This window comes from Pseudomonas agarici (assembly GCF_001543125.1).
Taxonomy (GTDB): Bacteria; Pseudomonadota; Gammaproteobacteria; order Pseudomonadales; family Pseudomonadaceae; genus Aquipseudomonas; species Aquipseudomonas agarici.
In genome coordinates, this window is the sequence record NZ_CP014135.1 from 4,863,329 (window position 1) to 4,879,195 (window position 15,867).

The 15,867-nt window shown below is 59.9% G+C and carries 12 protein-coding genes; 11 read left to right on the plus strand and 1 reads right to left on the minus strand.

Annotated features, from left to right (window positions below; translation table 11 throughout):
• The first annotated feature begins 2 nt into the window (after positions 1-2).
• From smc to AWM79_RS21310, 10 genes are all read left to right on the plus strand, one after another.
• Positions 3-3,491: a chromosome segregation protein SMC gene (gene smc, locus AWM79_RS21265; RefSeq protein ID WP_060783733.1), complete on the plus strand. Its 3,489-nt coding sequence runs from the start codon at positions 3-5 to the stop codon at positions 3,489-3,491.
• A gap of 256 nt (positions 3,492-3,747) precedes the next feature.
• A complete protein-coding gene (zipA, locus tag AWM79_RS21270) occupies positions 3,748-4,590 on the plus strand; it encodes a cell division protein ZipA (RefSeq protein WP_017133955.1) in 843 nt (280 codons plus the stop codon).
• 87 nt (positions 4,591-4,677) lie between these two features.
• Complete coding sequence (gene ligA / locus AWM79_RS21275) at positions 4,678-7,014, plus strand: NAD-dependent DNA ligase LigA (RefSeq protein WP_060783734.1); 2,337 nt, start codon at positions 4,678-4,680, stop codon at positions 7,012-7,014.
• Between the two features lie 475 nt (positions 7,015-7,489).
• Positions 7,490-8,128 carry a TetR/AcrR family transcriptional regulator gene (locus AWM79_RS21280; protein ID WP_017133957.1) on the plus strand — a complete coding sequence of 213 codons (639 nt, stop codon included), beginning with the start codon at positions 7,490-7,492 and terminating at the stop codon, positions 8,126-8,128.
• A gap of 137 nt (positions 8,129-8,265) precedes the next feature.
• Positions 8,266-9,234: a GTP 3',8-cyclase MoaA gene (locus tag AWM79_RS21285; RefSeq protein WP_017133958.1), complete on the plus strand. Its 969-nt coding sequence runs from the start codon at positions 8,266-8,268 to the stop codon at positions 9,232-9,234.
• Between the two features lie 121 nt (positions 9,235-9,355).
• Positions 9,356-9,961 carry a DUF4823 domain-containing protein gene (locus AWM79_RS21290; protein WP_060783735.1) on the plus strand — a complete coding sequence of 202 codons (606 nt, stop codon included), beginning with the start codon at positions 9,356-9,358 and terminating at the stop codon, positions 9,959-9,961.
• Positions 9,962-9,978: 17 nt separating this feature from the next.
• Positions 9,979-10,542, plus strand: a complete 564-nt coding sequence (locus AWM79_RS21295) for a DUF1285 domain-containing protein (protein ID WP_017133960.1) — start codon at positions 9,979-9,981, stop codon at positions 10,540-10,542.
• A gap of 307 nt (positions 10,543-10,849) precedes the next feature.
• A complete protein-coding gene (gene lpxO / locus AWM79_RS21300) occupies positions 10,850-11,749 on the plus strand; it encodes a lipid A hydroxylase LpxO (protein ID WP_017133961.1) in 900 nt (299 codons plus the stop codon).
• Between the two features lie 170 nt (positions 11,750-11,919).
• Positions 11,920-12,405: a GNAT family N-acetyltransferase gene (locus tag AWM79_RS21305; RefSeq protein WP_017133962.1), complete on the plus strand. Its 486-nt coding sequence runs from the start codon at positions 11,920-11,922 to the stop codon at positions 12,403-12,405.
• A 408-nt stretch (positions 12,406-12,813) separates the two neighbouring features.
• Positions 12,814-13,359 carry a histidine phosphatase family protein gene (locus AWM79_RS21310; RefSeq protein WP_060783736.1) on the plus strand — a complete coding sequence of 182 codons (546 nt, stop codon included), beginning with the start codon at positions 12,814-12,816 and terminating at the stop codon, positions 13,357-13,359.
• A 69-nt stretch (positions 13,360-13,428) separates the two neighbouring features.
• Here the strand turns inward: AWM79_RS21310 and AWM79_RS21315 are convergent, their stop codons facing one another.
• A complete protein-coding gene (locus AWM79_RS21315; RefSeq protein ID WP_017133964.1) occupies positions 13,429-14,511 on the minus strand; it encodes a nucleoside hydrolase in 1,083 nt (360 codons plus the stop codon).
• A 382-nt stretch (positions 14,512-14,893) separates the two neighbouring features.
• Here AWM79_RS21315 and AWM79_RS21320 point away from each other — a divergent pair, with 382 nt between their 5' ends.
• Positions 14,894-15,865 carry a 2-dehydro-3-deoxygalactonokinase gene (locus AWM79_RS21320; RefSeq protein WP_017133965.1) on the plus strand — a complete coding sequence of 324 codons (972 nt, stop codon included), beginning with the start codon at positions 14,894-14,896 and terminating at the stop codon, positions 15,863-15,865.
• Positions 15,866-15,867: the final 2 nt, after the last annotated feature.

The window sequence follows — 15,867 nt, forward strand, 5'->3', positions numbered from 1 at the left end:
GCGTGCGGCTCAAGTGCATCAAGTTGGCGGGGTTCAAATCCTTCGTCGACCCGACCACGGTGAACTTCCCCAGTAACATGGCGGCGGTGGTCGGGCCCAACGGCTGCGGCAAGTCGAACATTATCGATGCCGTGCGCTGGGTGATGGGTGAGAGTTCGGCAAAGAACCTGCGGGGCGAGTCGATGACCGATGTCATCTTCAACGGCTCCACCAGTCGCAAGCCGGTCAGCCAGGCGAGCATCGAACTGGTGTTCGACAACTCCGACGGCACCCTGATCGGCGAATACGCCGCCTACGCGGAAATTTCCATTCGCCGCAAAGTGACCCGCGATAGCCAGAACAGCTACTTTCTCAACGGCACCAAGTGTCGGCGCCGGGACATTACCGATATCTTCCTCGGCACCGGTCTGGGGCCGCGCAGCTACTCGATCATCGAGCAAGGGATGATCTCCAAGCTGATCGAAGCCAAGCCGGAAGACCTGCGCAACTTTATCGAAGAAGCGGCGGGGATCTCCAAGTACAAGGAGCGCCGCCGCGAAACCGAAAACCGTATTCGTCGTACCCACGAGAATCTGGCGCGCCTGACCGACCTGCGCGAAGAGCTCGAGCGCCAGCTCGAACGCCTGCATCGCCAGGCCCAGGCCGCCGAGAAATACCAGGAATACAAGGGCGAGGAGCGTCAGCTCAAGGCCCAGTTGTCGGCCCTGCGTTGGCAAGCGCTGAACGAGCAGGTCGGACAGCGCGAGGCGATTATCGGCAACCAGGAAATCGGCTTCGAAGCCTTGGTGGCCGAACAGCGCAATGCCGATGCCAGCATCGAGCGCCTGCGCGATGGCCACCATGAGCTGTCGGAACGCTTCAACTTGGTGCAGGGGCGTTTTTATTCGGTGGGCGGCGACATCGCCCGGGTCGAACAGAGCATCCAACATGGTCAGCAACGTCTGCGCCAGTTGCAGGACGATTTGCGCGAGGCCGAGCGTGCTCGCCTGGAAACCGAGTCGCACCTGGGACACGACCGTACTTTGCTGTCCACTCTCGGCGAAGAGCTGGCGATGCTCGGACCCGAACAGGAACTGGCCAGCGCCGCCGCCGAAGAGGCCGCCGCCGCGTTGGAAGAGTCCGAGACCACCATGCACGGCTGGCAGGAACAGTGGGACGCCTTCAACCTGCGTTCGGCCGAACCCCGGCGGCAGTCGGAGGTCCAGCAGTCGCGGATCCAGCAACTGGAAGCCAGCATGGAGCGTCTGGCCGAACGCCAGCGCCGCCTGAGCGAAGAGCGTGGCTTGCTCGCCGCGGACCCGGAGGATGCGGCGATCCTCGAGCTCAACGAGCAACTGGCCGAAATCGAGCAAACGCTGGAAGATTTGCAGGCCAGCGAAGAAGGGCAGGTCGAACGCCTCGAACAACTGCGCCAGGATTTGCACCGGGCTACCCAGGACCAGCAGCAGGCCCAAGGCGATTTGCAACGGCTCAACGGCCGTCTCGCCTCCCTGGAAGCTTTGCAGCAGGCGGCACTCGATCCCGGCACCGGCACTGCCGAATGGCTGCGCGAGCAGCACTTGGCCGAGCGTCCACGCCTGGCGCAAGGTCTGAAGGTTGAGGCTGGCTGGGAACTGGCGGTGGAAACCGTGCTCGGTGCCGACTTGCAGGCGGTACTGGTGGACAACTTCGCCGGTCTTGACCTGAGCAGCTTCCAGCAAGGCGACCTACGCCTGCTCAGCCCGGCGGCGCAGGGTACGCGGGTGCCCGGCAGCCTGCTGGAGAAGGTCGAGGCGGATATTGATCTGTCACCGTGGTTGGGCGAAGTCAGGCCAGTCGAGAGTCTGGAACAGGCACTGGCCTTGCGCGGCCAGTTGACGGCGGGAGAAAGCCTGATCAGCCGCGACGGCTTCTGGGTCGGTCGGCATTTCTTGCGGGTGCGCCGCGCCAGCGAAGCGCACAGCGGTCTGTTGGCCCGCGACCAGGAAATCCAGCAATTGGGCTTGGAGCGCGAAGAGCGCGAAGAGGCTCTGGCGACCCTGGAAACCCACCTGCAAACCCTGCGGGCCACCCAGCGCCAGCAGGAAACCGGTCGTGAACACCTGCGCCGCTTGCTGCAGGACGAAGCTCGCCGCGAAGGCGAGTTGAAAGCCAGGTTATCCGCTGGCAAGGCCAAGGCCGAACAGTTGCAGTTGCGTCGTACCCGCCTCGACGAGGAGCTTGAGGAACTGGGCGAACAACGTGCCCAGGAACACGAAGAAGTCGGCGCGGCGCGCCTGCAACTGCAGGAGGCACTCGACGCCATGGCCATGGATACCGAGCAGCGCGAGCGACTGCTGGCTCAGCGCGACAGCCTGCGCGAACGCCTTGATCGGGTGCGCCAGGAAGCCCGTCAGCACAAGGATCATACTCACCAGTTGGCGGTGCGCCTCGGCTCGCTGAAGGCCCAGCATGACTCTACTCGCCAGGCCCTTGAGCGCCTGGAGTTGCAGTCCGAACGCCTGAGCGAAAAGCGCGAGCAGTTGAGCCTGAACCTGGAGGAGGGCGAGGCGCCGCTGGAAGAACTGCGCCTCAAGCTCGAAGAACTGCTCGACAAGCGTATGACCGTCGATGTCGAACTCAAGACCGCGCAGGTCGCCCTGGAGGATGCTGACCGTGAACTGCGCGAGGCCGAAAAGCGCCGCAGCCAGGCCGAACAGCAATCCCAACTGATTCGCGGCCAGCTCGAACAACAGCGCATGGAATGGCAGGCCCTGACCGTGCGTCGAAAGACCTTGCAGGACCAGTTGCTCGAAGACGGCTACGACCTCCACGGCGTGCTCGCCACGCTGACCGCCGATGCCAGCGAGAAGGCCGCCGAGGAGGAGCTGGAGCGAATTGCCGTGCGTATCCAGCGTCTGGGCGCGATCAACCTCGCGGCCATCGACGAATACCAGCAACAATCGGAACGTAAGCGTTACCTGGATGCGCAGGACGCCGATCTGGTCGAGGCTCTCGAAACTCTGGAAAACGTCATCCGCAAGATCGACAAGGAAACCCGCAACCGCTTCAAGGACACCTTCGATCAGATCAATGCCGGGCTACAAGCTTTGTTTCCAAAAGTGTTTGGCGGTGGCAGCGCTTATCTGGATCTTACCGGTGATGACCTGCTCGACACCGGGGTCACGATCATGGCGCGGCCCCCAGGAAAAAAGAACAGCACCATCCATTTGCTCTCTGGCGGTGAGAAGGCCCTCACGGCCCTGGCCCTGGTTTTCTCCATCTTCAAGTTGAATCCGGCCCCGTTTTGTATGCTCGACGAAGTTGACGCCCCGCTGGATGACGCTAACGTTGGACGTTATGCCCGGTTGGTCAAAGAGATGTCGGCATCGGTGCAATTCATCTATATCACCCACAATAAGATCGCCATGGAAATGGCCGATCAACTGATGGGGGTGACGATGCACGAGCCCGGTTGTTCTCGGTTGGTGGCGGTGGATGTCGAAGAGGCCATGGCGATGGTCGACGCTTGAGGCGGCTGAGGGCGCGAACAGATTCGAGACGCAACGGGTTTTCCTCGGATTGGCGGGAACTCGCACTGATCCTTGGGGACTTATTAATACGTACCCTGTACGACAGACGGTGCAAAGTTACCTTTGGTCGTGTTAATTTAATGTCCAATTTTCTTGTGCGTGGGAAAAACGCCTATCAGAACATAGAGTTGGCGCCACGCTTTAAAGGGTTTTCCGCCCTTTCTTCATAGAACCATTATTAGAGGCACGGGATTACATGGAAATCGGTCTGCGCGAGTGGCTGATCGTCATCGGCATCATTGTCATTGCCGGTATTCTTTTTGATGGCTGGCGGCGGATGCGCGGCGGCAAGGGCAAGCTCAAGTTTCGTCTGGATCGCAGCTTCTCGAATCTGCCGGACGACGACGCCAGCGCCGAATTGCTAGGGCCTCCCCGTGTGCTTGACACTCATAAGGAGCCGGAACTCGATGAGCATGACCTGCCATCGGTCAGCATGCCCGCGCGCGAGCCTCGGGAAAAGCCGTCCAAGCGCGGCAAACGTAACAGTGAGCCGAGCCAGGGCGACTTGAATCTGGACCTGGAGGAAGGCCCGAGCTTCAGCAGCCGCGCTGATGATTTCCCGGACGAACACAAGCCGGCCGCACGCCAGGACAAGGAGCAGCCAGCGGCTGAGGAAGTCTTGGTGATCAGCGTGATCAGCCGTGATGCCAACGGCTTCAAAGGCCCGGCACTGCTGCAGAACATTCTCGAAAGCGGCCTGCGTTTCGGCGAGATGGATATCTTCCACCGTCACGAAAGCATGGCCGGCAATGGCGAAGTCCTGTTCTCCATGGCCAACGCGGTCAAGCCGGGTGTATTCGATCTCGACGATATCGACCACTTCACCACCCCGGCGGTGAGTTTCTTCCTCGGTTTGCCGGGTCCGCGCTATCCGAAACAGGCCTTCGACGTGATGGTCGCCGCCGCACGCAAACTGTCCCAGGAACTCAACGGCGAGTTGAAGGACGATCAGCGCAGCGTACTGACCGCCCAGACCATCGAGCATTACCGTCAGCGTATCGTCGAGTTCGAACGCCGCGCCCTGACCCAGAAGCGTTAATCGCGAAGACGCCAGACGCTTCACCGCAAAAAAAACGCTAACATATTGAGCAGCTTCGGCTGCTCTTTTGCTTTATGAGACCTTCCCATGACTGCTGCCCATACCCGCATTCTAGAGCTGCGCGCTGAGCTCAATCAGCACAACTACCGTTACCATGTGCTCGACGAGCCGAGCGTTCCGGACGCCGAATACGACCGGCTGTTCCGCGAACTCAAGGCCCTGGAAGCCGAACACCCGGAGCTGGTCAGCGCGGATTCGCCGACCCAGCGTGTTGGTAGCGAGGCATTGTCGGCCTTCACCCAAGTCCGGCATGAAATCCCGATGCTGAGCTTGGGCAACGCCTTCGAAGAAATCGATATGCGCGAGTTCGACCGCCGTGTCAGCGAGGGCCTGGACCTGCCCGGCGCCGCAGTCGAGTACAGCTGCGAACCGAAACTGGACGGCCTGGCGGTCAGCTTGTTGTATCAGGACGGTGCCCTGGTGCGCGGTGCGACCCGAGGTGACGGTACCACTGGCGAAGACATCAGCATTAACGTGCGCACCGTGCGCAATATCCCGCTCAGACTCCATGGCAGCGGCTGGCCAGCCACCCTCGAAGTGCGCGGTGAAGTGTTCATGTCCAAGGCCGGTTTCGAGCGCCTGAACGCCACGCAACTGGAAGCCGGCGGCAAGACTTTCGCCAATCCCCGCAATGCCGCGGCGGGCAGCCTGCGCCAGTTGGACTCGAAGATCACCGCCAGCCGTCCGCTGGAGTTTTGCTGCTACGGACTGGGCCAGGTCTCGGCGGACATCGCTGACACCCATATTGGCAACCTCCGGCAACTCAAGGCCTGGGGCGTGCCGGTCAGCCGTGAACTGAGGCTGGCCCAGGGCATCGGTGACTGCTTGGATTACTACAGTGATATCGGCGAGCGCCGCAACGCGCTGCCCTATGAAATCGACGGCGTGGTGTTCAAGGTCAACAGCCTGGCCGCCCAGCGTGAACTGGGCTTTCGCGCCCGCGAACCGCGTTGGGCGATTGCCCACAAATTCCCGGCCATGGAAGAACTCACCGAACTGCTCGATGTGGAATTCCAGGTCGGCCGTACCGGCGCGGTCACCCCGGTAGCGCGCCTGAAGCCGGTCAAGGTGGGCGGCGTCACAGTGGCCAACGCGACCTTGCACAACATGGATGAAGTCGCGCGCCTGGGCCTGATGATCGGTGATACGGTGATCATTCGCCGTGCCGGCGACGTGATCCCACAAGTGGTGCAGGTCGTCACCGAGCGCCGCCCGGAAAATGCCCGTGCCGTCGAAATCCCACTGACCTGCCCGGTCTGCGCTTCCCATGTCGAGCGCACGCAACTGATCAAACGCAGCAAGGGCCGTGAAACGATCAGCGAGGGCGCGGTATATCGCTGTGTCGGTCGTTTGGCCTGTGGTGCCCAACTCAAGCAGGCGATTATCCACTTCGTCTCGCGGCGGGCGATGGATATCGAAGGTCTGGGTGACAAGACCATCGAGCAACTGGTGGATGAAAAGCTGATCGCCTCGCCGGCCGATCTCTACACCCTGACGGACAAAGATATCGTCGACCTCGAAGGCTTTGCCGAACTGTCGACGCGTAATCTGCTGGAAGCCATCGCCAACAGCAAGCAGCCGAGCCTGGCGCGATTTATCTACGCCCTGGGTATTCCCGATGTGGGCGAAGAGACCGCCAAGGTCCTGGCGCGCTCGCTGGGCTCGCTGGAGCGGGTCATGCAGGCGTTGCCGCCGGTACTGACCTACCTGCCGGATGTCGGTATGGAGGTGGCCCATGAGATCCACAGCTTCTTTGAAGACGAACACAACCGCACGGTGATCGCGCAGCTATTGGAGCGTGGGTTGGTGTTGCAAGACCAGGGTGAACTGGGCGCCGAGTTCGCCGCCAGTACTACGCTGGCCGAGCTGATCGCCAAGCTGGACATCAGTTCGGTCGGACCGACGGCGGCGCAAAAACTGGCGACCCGGTTCGGCTCTGTCGAAGGTATCGTCAAGGCTGACTGGCTGGACCTGCGCCAGGCGTTGAATGAAAAACCGGCCAATGCCGTGCGCGAATTCTTCGAGCAGCCAGGAAATGCCGAGCAGGCCTTGGCGATCGAGGCACAATTGCGTGATTTCGGCATGCACTGGCAGAGCGAAAAAAAGGCTGTCGAGAATCTGCCGCTGACGGGCCAGACCTGGGTGTTGACCGGTTCGCTGGAATTGATGAGTCGCGATATCGCCAAGGACAAGCTGGAAAGCCTGGGGGCCAAGGTCGCCGGGTCCGTCTCGGCCAAGACCCATTGCGTGGTTGCGGGCCCTGGAGCGGGTTCCAAGCTGGTGAAAGCCAACGAGCTGGGACTCAAGGTGCTGGATGAAGAAGCGTTCGGGGTGTTCCTGAAAGGGCATGGCATCAAGGTCTGATCGTACCGGGCCTGGTGGCCTCTGGTGATGCCCGAGCGTGGGCGCGATCTTGTGACCTCGAAAGACAAATTTGCGGACAAAAAAAACCCGGATTCTTGGGGGGGCGAATCCGGGTTAAGACCATTAGGAGTAAAACAAAGGCGCACGGTCCCTTAGCACCTTTAATCAGCGCGTCACTTGGGGGAGATGTCGCGCCGACACCTCAAGTATTAGCCAGTATCGCGTCACGTCCAGTCAGTTCTGCTCATTTTTTAAACAGATTTGGAATACCGGCGCTTCGGTTGTGTTCTCATTACCTGCCACGGGCCATCGAGTCTTGCTTGAGTGGGACGCTGCGTACCCTGAATGAAAACTTTTTGACCGAGATGGGTTGATTCGTCGACAGTGAAAACCAAAAGCCTCGGATGATTCGTGCAATTTGACGCGGCTCAGGCATAATGCTTGGCTTCGATTTTGCCCCTACAGACCTTTTCTTATGCATAAAGAACCCCGTAAGGTCCGTGAGTTTCGTCGCCGCGAGCAAGAAATTCTCGATACCGCGCTACAGCTGTTCCTCGAACAGGGTGAAGACAGTGTCACCGTCGAGATGATCGCGGACGCCGTCGGTATCGGCAAAGGCACCATTTACAAACACTTCAAATCCAAGGCGGAGATCTACCTGCGCCTGATGCTCGACTACGAGCGCGACTTGAATCAATTGCTGCATTCGGCCGATGTCGACAAGGACAAGGAAGCACTGTCTCGCGCCTACTTCGAATTCCGCATGCGCGACCCGCAACGTTATCGGCTGTTCGATCGCCTGGAAGAAAAAGTGGTCAAGGGCCAGCAGGTGCCGGAGATGGTCGAGCAACTGCACAAGATCCGTGCCTCCAACTTCGAGCACCTGACCTTGTTGATCAAGGGCCGCATCAGTGAAGGCAAGCTTGAAGATGTGCCGCCATACTTCCACTATTGCGCCGCCTGGGCGCTGGTGCACGGCGCGGTGGCGCTGTACCACTCGCCGTTCTGGAGCAATGTGCTGGAGGATCAGGAAGGCTTTTTCCAGTTCCTGATGGACATCGGCGTGCGCATGGGCAACAAGCGCAGGCGCGACACCGATACGCCGGTCACCTGACTATTGAGCCAGATGCTCGCGTCAGGTTTCGCTATATGGCGCGGCGCCCCAGGAATATACTCAGGGATAGGGTTTGCTAAAATTTGATGTTCAAGTCGGTTTTTAGCGGGTAGCAGAGTCTAGCGCTGGAGTGTTTCATGATCGTTGATCGTCAAGGCAGGCGCTTTCGCAACCTACGCATCAGCCTGACATCCGCTTGCAACTATGCCTGTACCTACTGCGTGCCCAATGGCAAGCGGCTGGTGGCTGCCCAGGATGAATTGTCGGCCGAGGCCATGGCGCGGGGGGTCGCCTACCTGATCGAGGCGGCTGGCATCGAGCGCTTGCGTATTACCGGCGGCGAACCGCTGGTCAGTCCTAAGCTGGAAGCGTTCATGGGCGCCGTGGGCAAGCTGGGCCTGAGTGATATCAGCCTGACCACCAACGGCCAACTGCTGGCGCGCAAACTGCCGTTGCTGGTGGAGGCCGGGATCCGGCGAATCAACGTTTCCCTCGATACCCTCGATCCGGCCGCTTTCCGTGGCATTGCCCGTGGCGGTGATCTGGCGAGCGTGCTTGACGGTATGGATCAGGCTCGGGCTGGCGGCCTGAAAATCAAGGTCAATATGGTGCCACTGCGTGGGCAAAACCTGGACCAGGTGATGCCGCTGCTCGACTACTGCCTGGAGCGGGGTTACGAGTTGCGTTTCATCGAGTTGATGCGCATGGGGCATCTGGCCAGCGACCACAACGCCTTCCTCCAACAGTTTGTCAGCCTCCAGCAACTGCTGGAGCTGATCGGCGAACGCTACGAATACCTGCAAGCCAATGCACCGGTCGACGCGACGGCGGTGCGCTATGAGATTCCGGGGCAAGGCTATTTTGGCGTGATTGCCAATGAAAGCGTACCGTTCTGCCGGACTTGCTCGCGCTTGCGCCTGTCCTCCACGGGATGGCTGCATGGTTGCCTGTCGTCGAGCAACCGGCATTACGTCGGCGACTTGCTGGACAAGCCGCGCCACGAAGCCTTGCCGGCGCTGCAGCGGTTACTGGTCAAGGCCCTGGGCGACAAGCAGGAAGTGGCTTTCTCCGGTGGCGCGACGGTGATGAAAATCATCGGCGGCTAGAAATTAAGCCACTCTCGCAGGCTTGGCACAAGACTCAATCCCTCTACCAGGCTTATCTGGCGCGGAAGCTGCATTAGGCGGCTATTCGCCGGTTTTCCGTCACCGGCCTCTGGAGGATAGGATGCGTAGCCTGGTTATGCTGCTGGCGTTTTTGGCGCTGGGCGGCTGCATGAAAGTCGGCGACCTGGGAGAAGGGGCTCGTTATCAGATGAGTGACGCCGGGTTGCTCGATCATAGCGACACGCGCCGGATCCACTCGTTCCGCATTCAGCCGGATTCCTTCATTTACATTGCCCAAGGCGCATTTGCCCCGCCGGGCAGCAGCTATCCACGGCCGAACGTGGTCGCCGAAGAGGCCTTCAACGGTTTTGTCGAATATTTCCCGATGGTCCGTCGCGCCCGTGCCCCGGTCGGCCTCAACGAGGCCATGGCCGAAGCCCGCTCCGCCGGCGCCCACTACCTCTTGTACAGCCGTTTCGCCAAGTCCGACGACCGGATCGGCAACTATGACGAATGGGCCGACCAAGAAGCCGTTGATCGCCTGGGAATCGACAGCGGCGTGATCCAGATCATGCTGATCGAGACCAGCACCCAATATCTGATCGATACTGCACGGATCAAGAGTCGTGGCGGTTTGCTGACGTTCCATGACAATAAACCGCAGGACCTGATTGCCAAACCACTGGCAGAATATGCGCGTAGTTTATTGGGCTTGAGCGATCAGTAAATCAGTTGGGAGCGAACATGAGTGAACCGAGCAAGGCCAACGACCTGTTGGCGCAAATTCCCCAGACAAAAAAGGGCTTGCCGCCGATTCACCTGTGGAATCCGGACTTCTGCGGCGATATCGACATGCGCATCGCCCGCGACGGCACTTGGTACTACCTGGGCACACCCATCGGGCGCAAGCCAATGGTCAAGCTGTTTTCTACCATCCTGCGGCGCGACGGCGACGATTATTTCCTGATTACCCCAGTGGAAAAGGTCGGCATCAAGGTCGACGACGCGCCTTTTGTCGCGGTGACTCTGGAGGTCGAAGGGCAAGGCGAGGAGCAGCAACTGCGCTTTACCACCTACGTCGATGAACAGATAACGGCGGGGGCCGAGCATCCGATCCGAGTGCTGATCGATCCCGCCAGCCAGGAGCCGTCGCCGTATGTACATATACGCGGCAATCTCCAGGCGTTGATCCATCGCAATGTGTTCTACCAGTTGGTGGAGCTGGCGGTGACACGGCGGATCGACGGCCAATCCTGGCTCGGCGTGTGGAGTGGCGGGGAGTTTTTCCCGATTGGCCTCGAACCCTGATTCGCCAATCACCTGACTGATCCTGCGCATCGAAAGAGGTCTTGTCGAAGACAACTATCTGCTGCCCGGCTCGCCACTCGCTTGCTTCACCCTTATCTGGAATGCGAAACCGGTAAAAATGTAAGAAAAGTCTGTAATAGATTACGTTTTTGTCTTCGGTTTAAGTAGGAAATACTGGAAAGCACGGCGGCGGCTGTTTTACCCTAGTGGGCTAGCTATTTTTCTCGATATCCAGCCTTCGCAGGCTCTGCTCCAAGGCTGGCTGTTGCGTGAAGTTAGCGTATTTCCGACTTCTGTGACGACGCCTGTGAAACTCATCATTATTGCTGTATACGTACTGTCCATCGCGTATGTACACCTGCGCGGTAAAGTCCGGCACAAGCTGGGCCGCCAACTGAGCGACCACTCCAGCTTCCTGGCACCGATCAACTGCTTCCTCTACCTGTTTTCGAAGATCCCCAGCCGTCCCTATCTACAAACTACTGATTTTCCCGAACTCAAGCCGTTGCAGGACAATTGGCAGGAAATTCGTGAGGAAGCCTTGGCCTTGTCGCGGGCGGGTAACATCAAGAAATCCGAGCGGCCCGAGGATGTCGGTTTCAACTCCTTCTTCAAGAGCGGCTGGAAACGCTTCTACCTGAAGTGGTATGGCGATAATCATCCATCTGCCCTGGAGCTCTGCCCGCGCACCACCGAACTGCTTAACCGCATCGGCACGGTCAAGGCGGCGATGTTCGCCGAACTGCCTCCGGGTTCGAAACTGGTCCGTCACCGTGATCCGTATGCCGGTTCCCTGCGCTACCATCTGGGGTTGGAAACACCGAATGACCCGGGCTGCTACATCAACGTCGACGGCCAGAGCTACCACTGGCGTGACGGCGAATCGGTGCTGTTCGACGAGACCTTTATCCATTATGCGCAAAACACCACGGACAAGAACCGCGTGATCCTGTTTTGCGATATCGAGCGGCCAATGAAGTATCGCTGGGCGACGGCATTCAACCGTTGGTTCAGCCGCACCGTGATGGCGGCTGCCGCGGCGCCCAATGGCGATGGCGACAAGATCGGCGGGATCAACAAGGCGTTCGCCAGGCTGTATGGCATCCGCCAGCGCGGCAAGGCGCTGAAGAAGACCCACCGTACTCGCTATTACTTGGAGAAGTGGGCGATCTTCGCCGGGTTGCTGGGGTTGTTCCTGCTGATCTAGTGGCCTGTACGGTGAGTTGCAAGGCGGCGTTTTGCCTGTTTTGCGACATTGGCCATGGCCGTTTGCAAAAGCGTCCGCGGTGTTGCCGTGCGCGAATTTTTCGTTGAAATGATTCAAGCAGCGACGCAATCCGAATAGCATGGGCGACTTCATCAATTATGGAAGCGTCCATGTCCCTCGAAATACGCGAAGCCCGGCCCAGCGATGCGCCGCAGATCCTGGCCTTTATCACTGAGTTGGCAGACTACGAGCGAGCTCGCCATGAAGTGATCGCCAGTGTTGTCGACATCGAGCGCAGCCTGTTCGGCGAAGGCGCCACGGCCCATGGCCTGATCTGCTTGCGTGATGGCGAGCCGGTTGGCTTCGCGGTGTTTTTCTTTAGTTACTCCACCTGGCTCGGACGCAACGGCTTGTACTTGGAAGACCTCTATGTCTCGCCACAACAGCGAGGCGCGGGGGCAGGCAGGAAGCTGTTGCGGCATCTGGCGAAGATTGCCTGCGCCAATGATTGTGGACGCCTGGAATGGAGTGTGCTGGACTGGAATCAACCGGCTATACGCTTCTACGAGTCCATCGGTGCCCAACCACAGAGTGAATGGGTACGCTACCGGATGGATGGTGACGTGCTCAAGCACTTTGCCGAATCCGACGACTGATCTCAATCGTCGGTCAGCCCCATGGCCGTCACTGGATCCAGTGCCACAACGGTAGGGTGCCGACTCGTCCGACCGCCGAGCCGGTGCTGCTGCCGGTAGGGGAGTGCTGGGAATCGATAGGGCGCTGGGAGTGTCGTATGTTGCGGTACTTTCTGTGTGAAAAGTCTTATTGAATTGTGCGCCCAGTCTGAGAAGCGAAAGCTGCCATGAAAGGAGCTGACTCTCGGCATCCGTGCTCTGTACGATGACGGCTCTTGCGCCGATCAGGCAGGTTTAAAGACACTCTTGGAGTGCGATGACGGTGGTGCAACCGTGCCGGGTTTTCACCTGTGTGCTTCCTTGTAACAAAATGATATAGGTGCCTGCGCAGGGTCATTCTCGGCAAGGCATAACGGGAGAAACTTGCATATGGCGATTCGGCTCAGTGTTGTCTGCCATGCCCGCACCGAAGCCCAGCGCCTGGGGCGTTTTCCGCTGGACGAACCGGTGGAGTCCAAGGGCTTGGCCAAGGCCGCCGAGCTGGCGTGCTGCCTGAAAAAACCGGTGCGGGTTCTCAGCGCGCCGGAAACCCGTGCCTGGCAGACAGCCGAAGTACTGGGCAGCGAGATCGAGATAGTCCCGGAGCTGGGGGATTACGACTTTGGCGAATGGCAGGGTCTGGCCCTGGCGGATCTCCAGGACAGTGATCCCGAGGCGCTGGCGGCCTGGGTCAGTCAGCCGCAGGTGACAGCACCGGCGGGCGAATCGGTGTCGGCATTGTGCGCAAGGGTTGGGGCCTGGCTCGACGGTTTTCACGAGGACGGACACTTCGTCGTGGTGACTCACCCCTTTGTGATCCGCGCCGCGATTCTCCACGCGCTGCAGGCCGATCCGATTTCATTCAATGCAATCGATATTGAGCCTTTGTCGGTGATCGATCTGCGTCGCAACGGGCGCTGGCGCCTGCGTTTCTGATGAGGTGCTGCGGCTGAGTCTTTGTTCCATGGCACGCACGGGGCTTGCCTGCTCGCCGCAGTCAGTGTGTCAGCGAGGGCTTTTCACCGGCGTCGGCAAGGTCAGCAGCGATACGTAGCCATCCCAGAATTTCTCCTGGTTCACCGCGAACACCACTTTGGCCTTTTGCGTTCCCACCGGCGCGCCTTTCTTGTAACCCAGCGCACGACCGTAGTCCGGGCCGAAATGCGTGTCGACATCGATCCACATATCGCGCGACTCGGTGACGATTTCAGGCTCGCTCAAAAACAGCGTCGGTAGAGTGTCCCAGGTAAAGCTGTGGTAGCCAGGGTCCTTGGCGAACTCTGGTCCGAACACACTCTTGTACAACTGCGCCACCGCGCCCTGGGCGGCAATCACCCGTTGGTAGATCGTAGCGTCGAAGATGAGTTTCTCGCAGACATCGTTCGGGAAGATCACATGTTCGATGGGTGAGCGCAGGACGATTTTTGCCGCTTCCGGGTCGAACCACCAATTAAACTCGGCGGCGGGGGTAGTATTGCCCGGAACCTCGATGGCGCCCCCCATGTACACGATACGCTTGATCAGCGGCACGATATCCGGGGCTTGACGGATGGCCAGGGCCAGATTGGTCAGCGGGCCGATGGCCAGTAAGGTGACTTCATGGGGATTCTTGCGCACGCTGTCGATAATGAATTGCGGGGCGGTTTCGCTGCGCAACCGGGTGTGGGTCGCCAGGCCATCGGGCGGCGCCACCCATTGCGCCGCGGAGGTCGGGCGCGGGCTCTGGAAGGCACCGGACCAGCCGGTGCCGTACAGCGCCTGTTCCTGTGGGTAAGTCGCAAAGTCATGCAGCAATGGATAGGCCGCACCGGAGTAGACGCCGACTTCCTTCTCCACGCCCATGCGCTCGACGGCCTTTAGCGCATCGACCTGTTCCTGGTCGACCCAGGCGTTGCCGCTGACCAGGGTCATCCCCAGCAGTTCGATCTTCTTCTGTGCATGCAATTGCGCCAGCATGATAAAGGCCTGGCCGTCGTCGTTGATGACGTTGAAATCGGTGTCGAGAATGACTTTTTCAGCCGCTTGCGGCGCACCGCTCGACAAGCCAACAGCCAACGCCAGTGCGCAGCCCTTGAGAAGGTGTTGCATGGTGATTTGCCCCAATGAGTGTTGTTGTAATGCCCTAACCCAGCATGCCTGCCGACGCCTGGAAACGCCATCAGCGACACGTTGGATCCGGCTGCGCGTCTGGGGCTTATTGGGCTCTGATGCCGATTTTCTTGCCCACATCGGGCATTCCTGCGACAGGGCGGGGTGGCGCGCCAATATACCATGCGTGCCGATCCGCCCATGATGCCCGTGGGAGCCGGTCTGCTGGCCGTGACGGCCGATCCCGCAAGACGCCGATGGTAGTGTTGGTGAAGTTATAGTTCCCATTATATGGGATTATTATTTACATGTTGAGATTTTCAGCGCGCCGGGTTTATAGTCCCTGGCACTCACTGCCGAAAAAAACAACACAGGTGAAGCGATGCAGGCGCAATTGATCGCGCTCGATTGGGGAACGACTTCCCTGCGTGCCTACAAGCTCGGTCCTCACGGCCTGGTGCTGGAACAGCGCATGTTGGCGTGCGGCATCATGCAATTGCCCAAGGTGCCGCGTCTGGTGGCCGGGCAGTGGTGCGACGATGGTTTCGAGCTGGCATTCGATCAAGCTTGCGGTGACTGGCTTGATACTTGTGCGCAATTGCCGGTGATCGCCTGTGGCATGGTTGGCAGTGCCCAAGGTTGGCGCGAGGCTGTGTATCGGGAAACCCCGGCCAGTCTTGGCGGCTTGAGCTCCAGCCTGCAAAGGGTGGGCACCTTGCGCGGTATCGACCTGCATATCGTCCCCGGTGTCATCCAGCGTTCGCGCCTGCCGAATGTGATGCGCGGCGAGGAAACCCAGGTGCTCGGCGCCCTCGATGTGCTGGGCGATGACAGTCGCGTGCTGATTGGCCTGCCCGGTAGTCATTCGAAATGGGTCCAGGTGATTGCCGGCAACCTCGTGCACTTCGATACCTTCATGACTGGCGAGCTCTTCGCTGCCTTGAGCGAGCACACCATCCTGGGTCGTACCCAGCAACGCAACGCGCCGTTCGATGCGCGAGCCTTTGACCTCGGTGTGCAGGTGGCCCTGTCCACCGAAGGCGAGGTCGGTCCTTTGTCCACGCTGTTCAGCGCCCGTACCCTGGGCCTGACCGGCGAGTTGAGCGCCGCCGAACAACCCAACTATCTGTCCGGCCTGTTGATCGGCCATGAACTGGCGGCACTGCGCACGCTGCTGCGCCAGCGCCATGCCGGGAGCGAGCTGCCGGCGATCCTGCTGATCGGCAACCCACAACTCTGCATCCGTTACCGGCGGGCCTTAGAGGCTTGCGGCTTCGCTTCGGTGAGCCTGGCCGAACAGGCCACCGAACGGGGTTTATGGCAACTGGCCCTGGCGGCCGGCTTGCTGGACTGAAG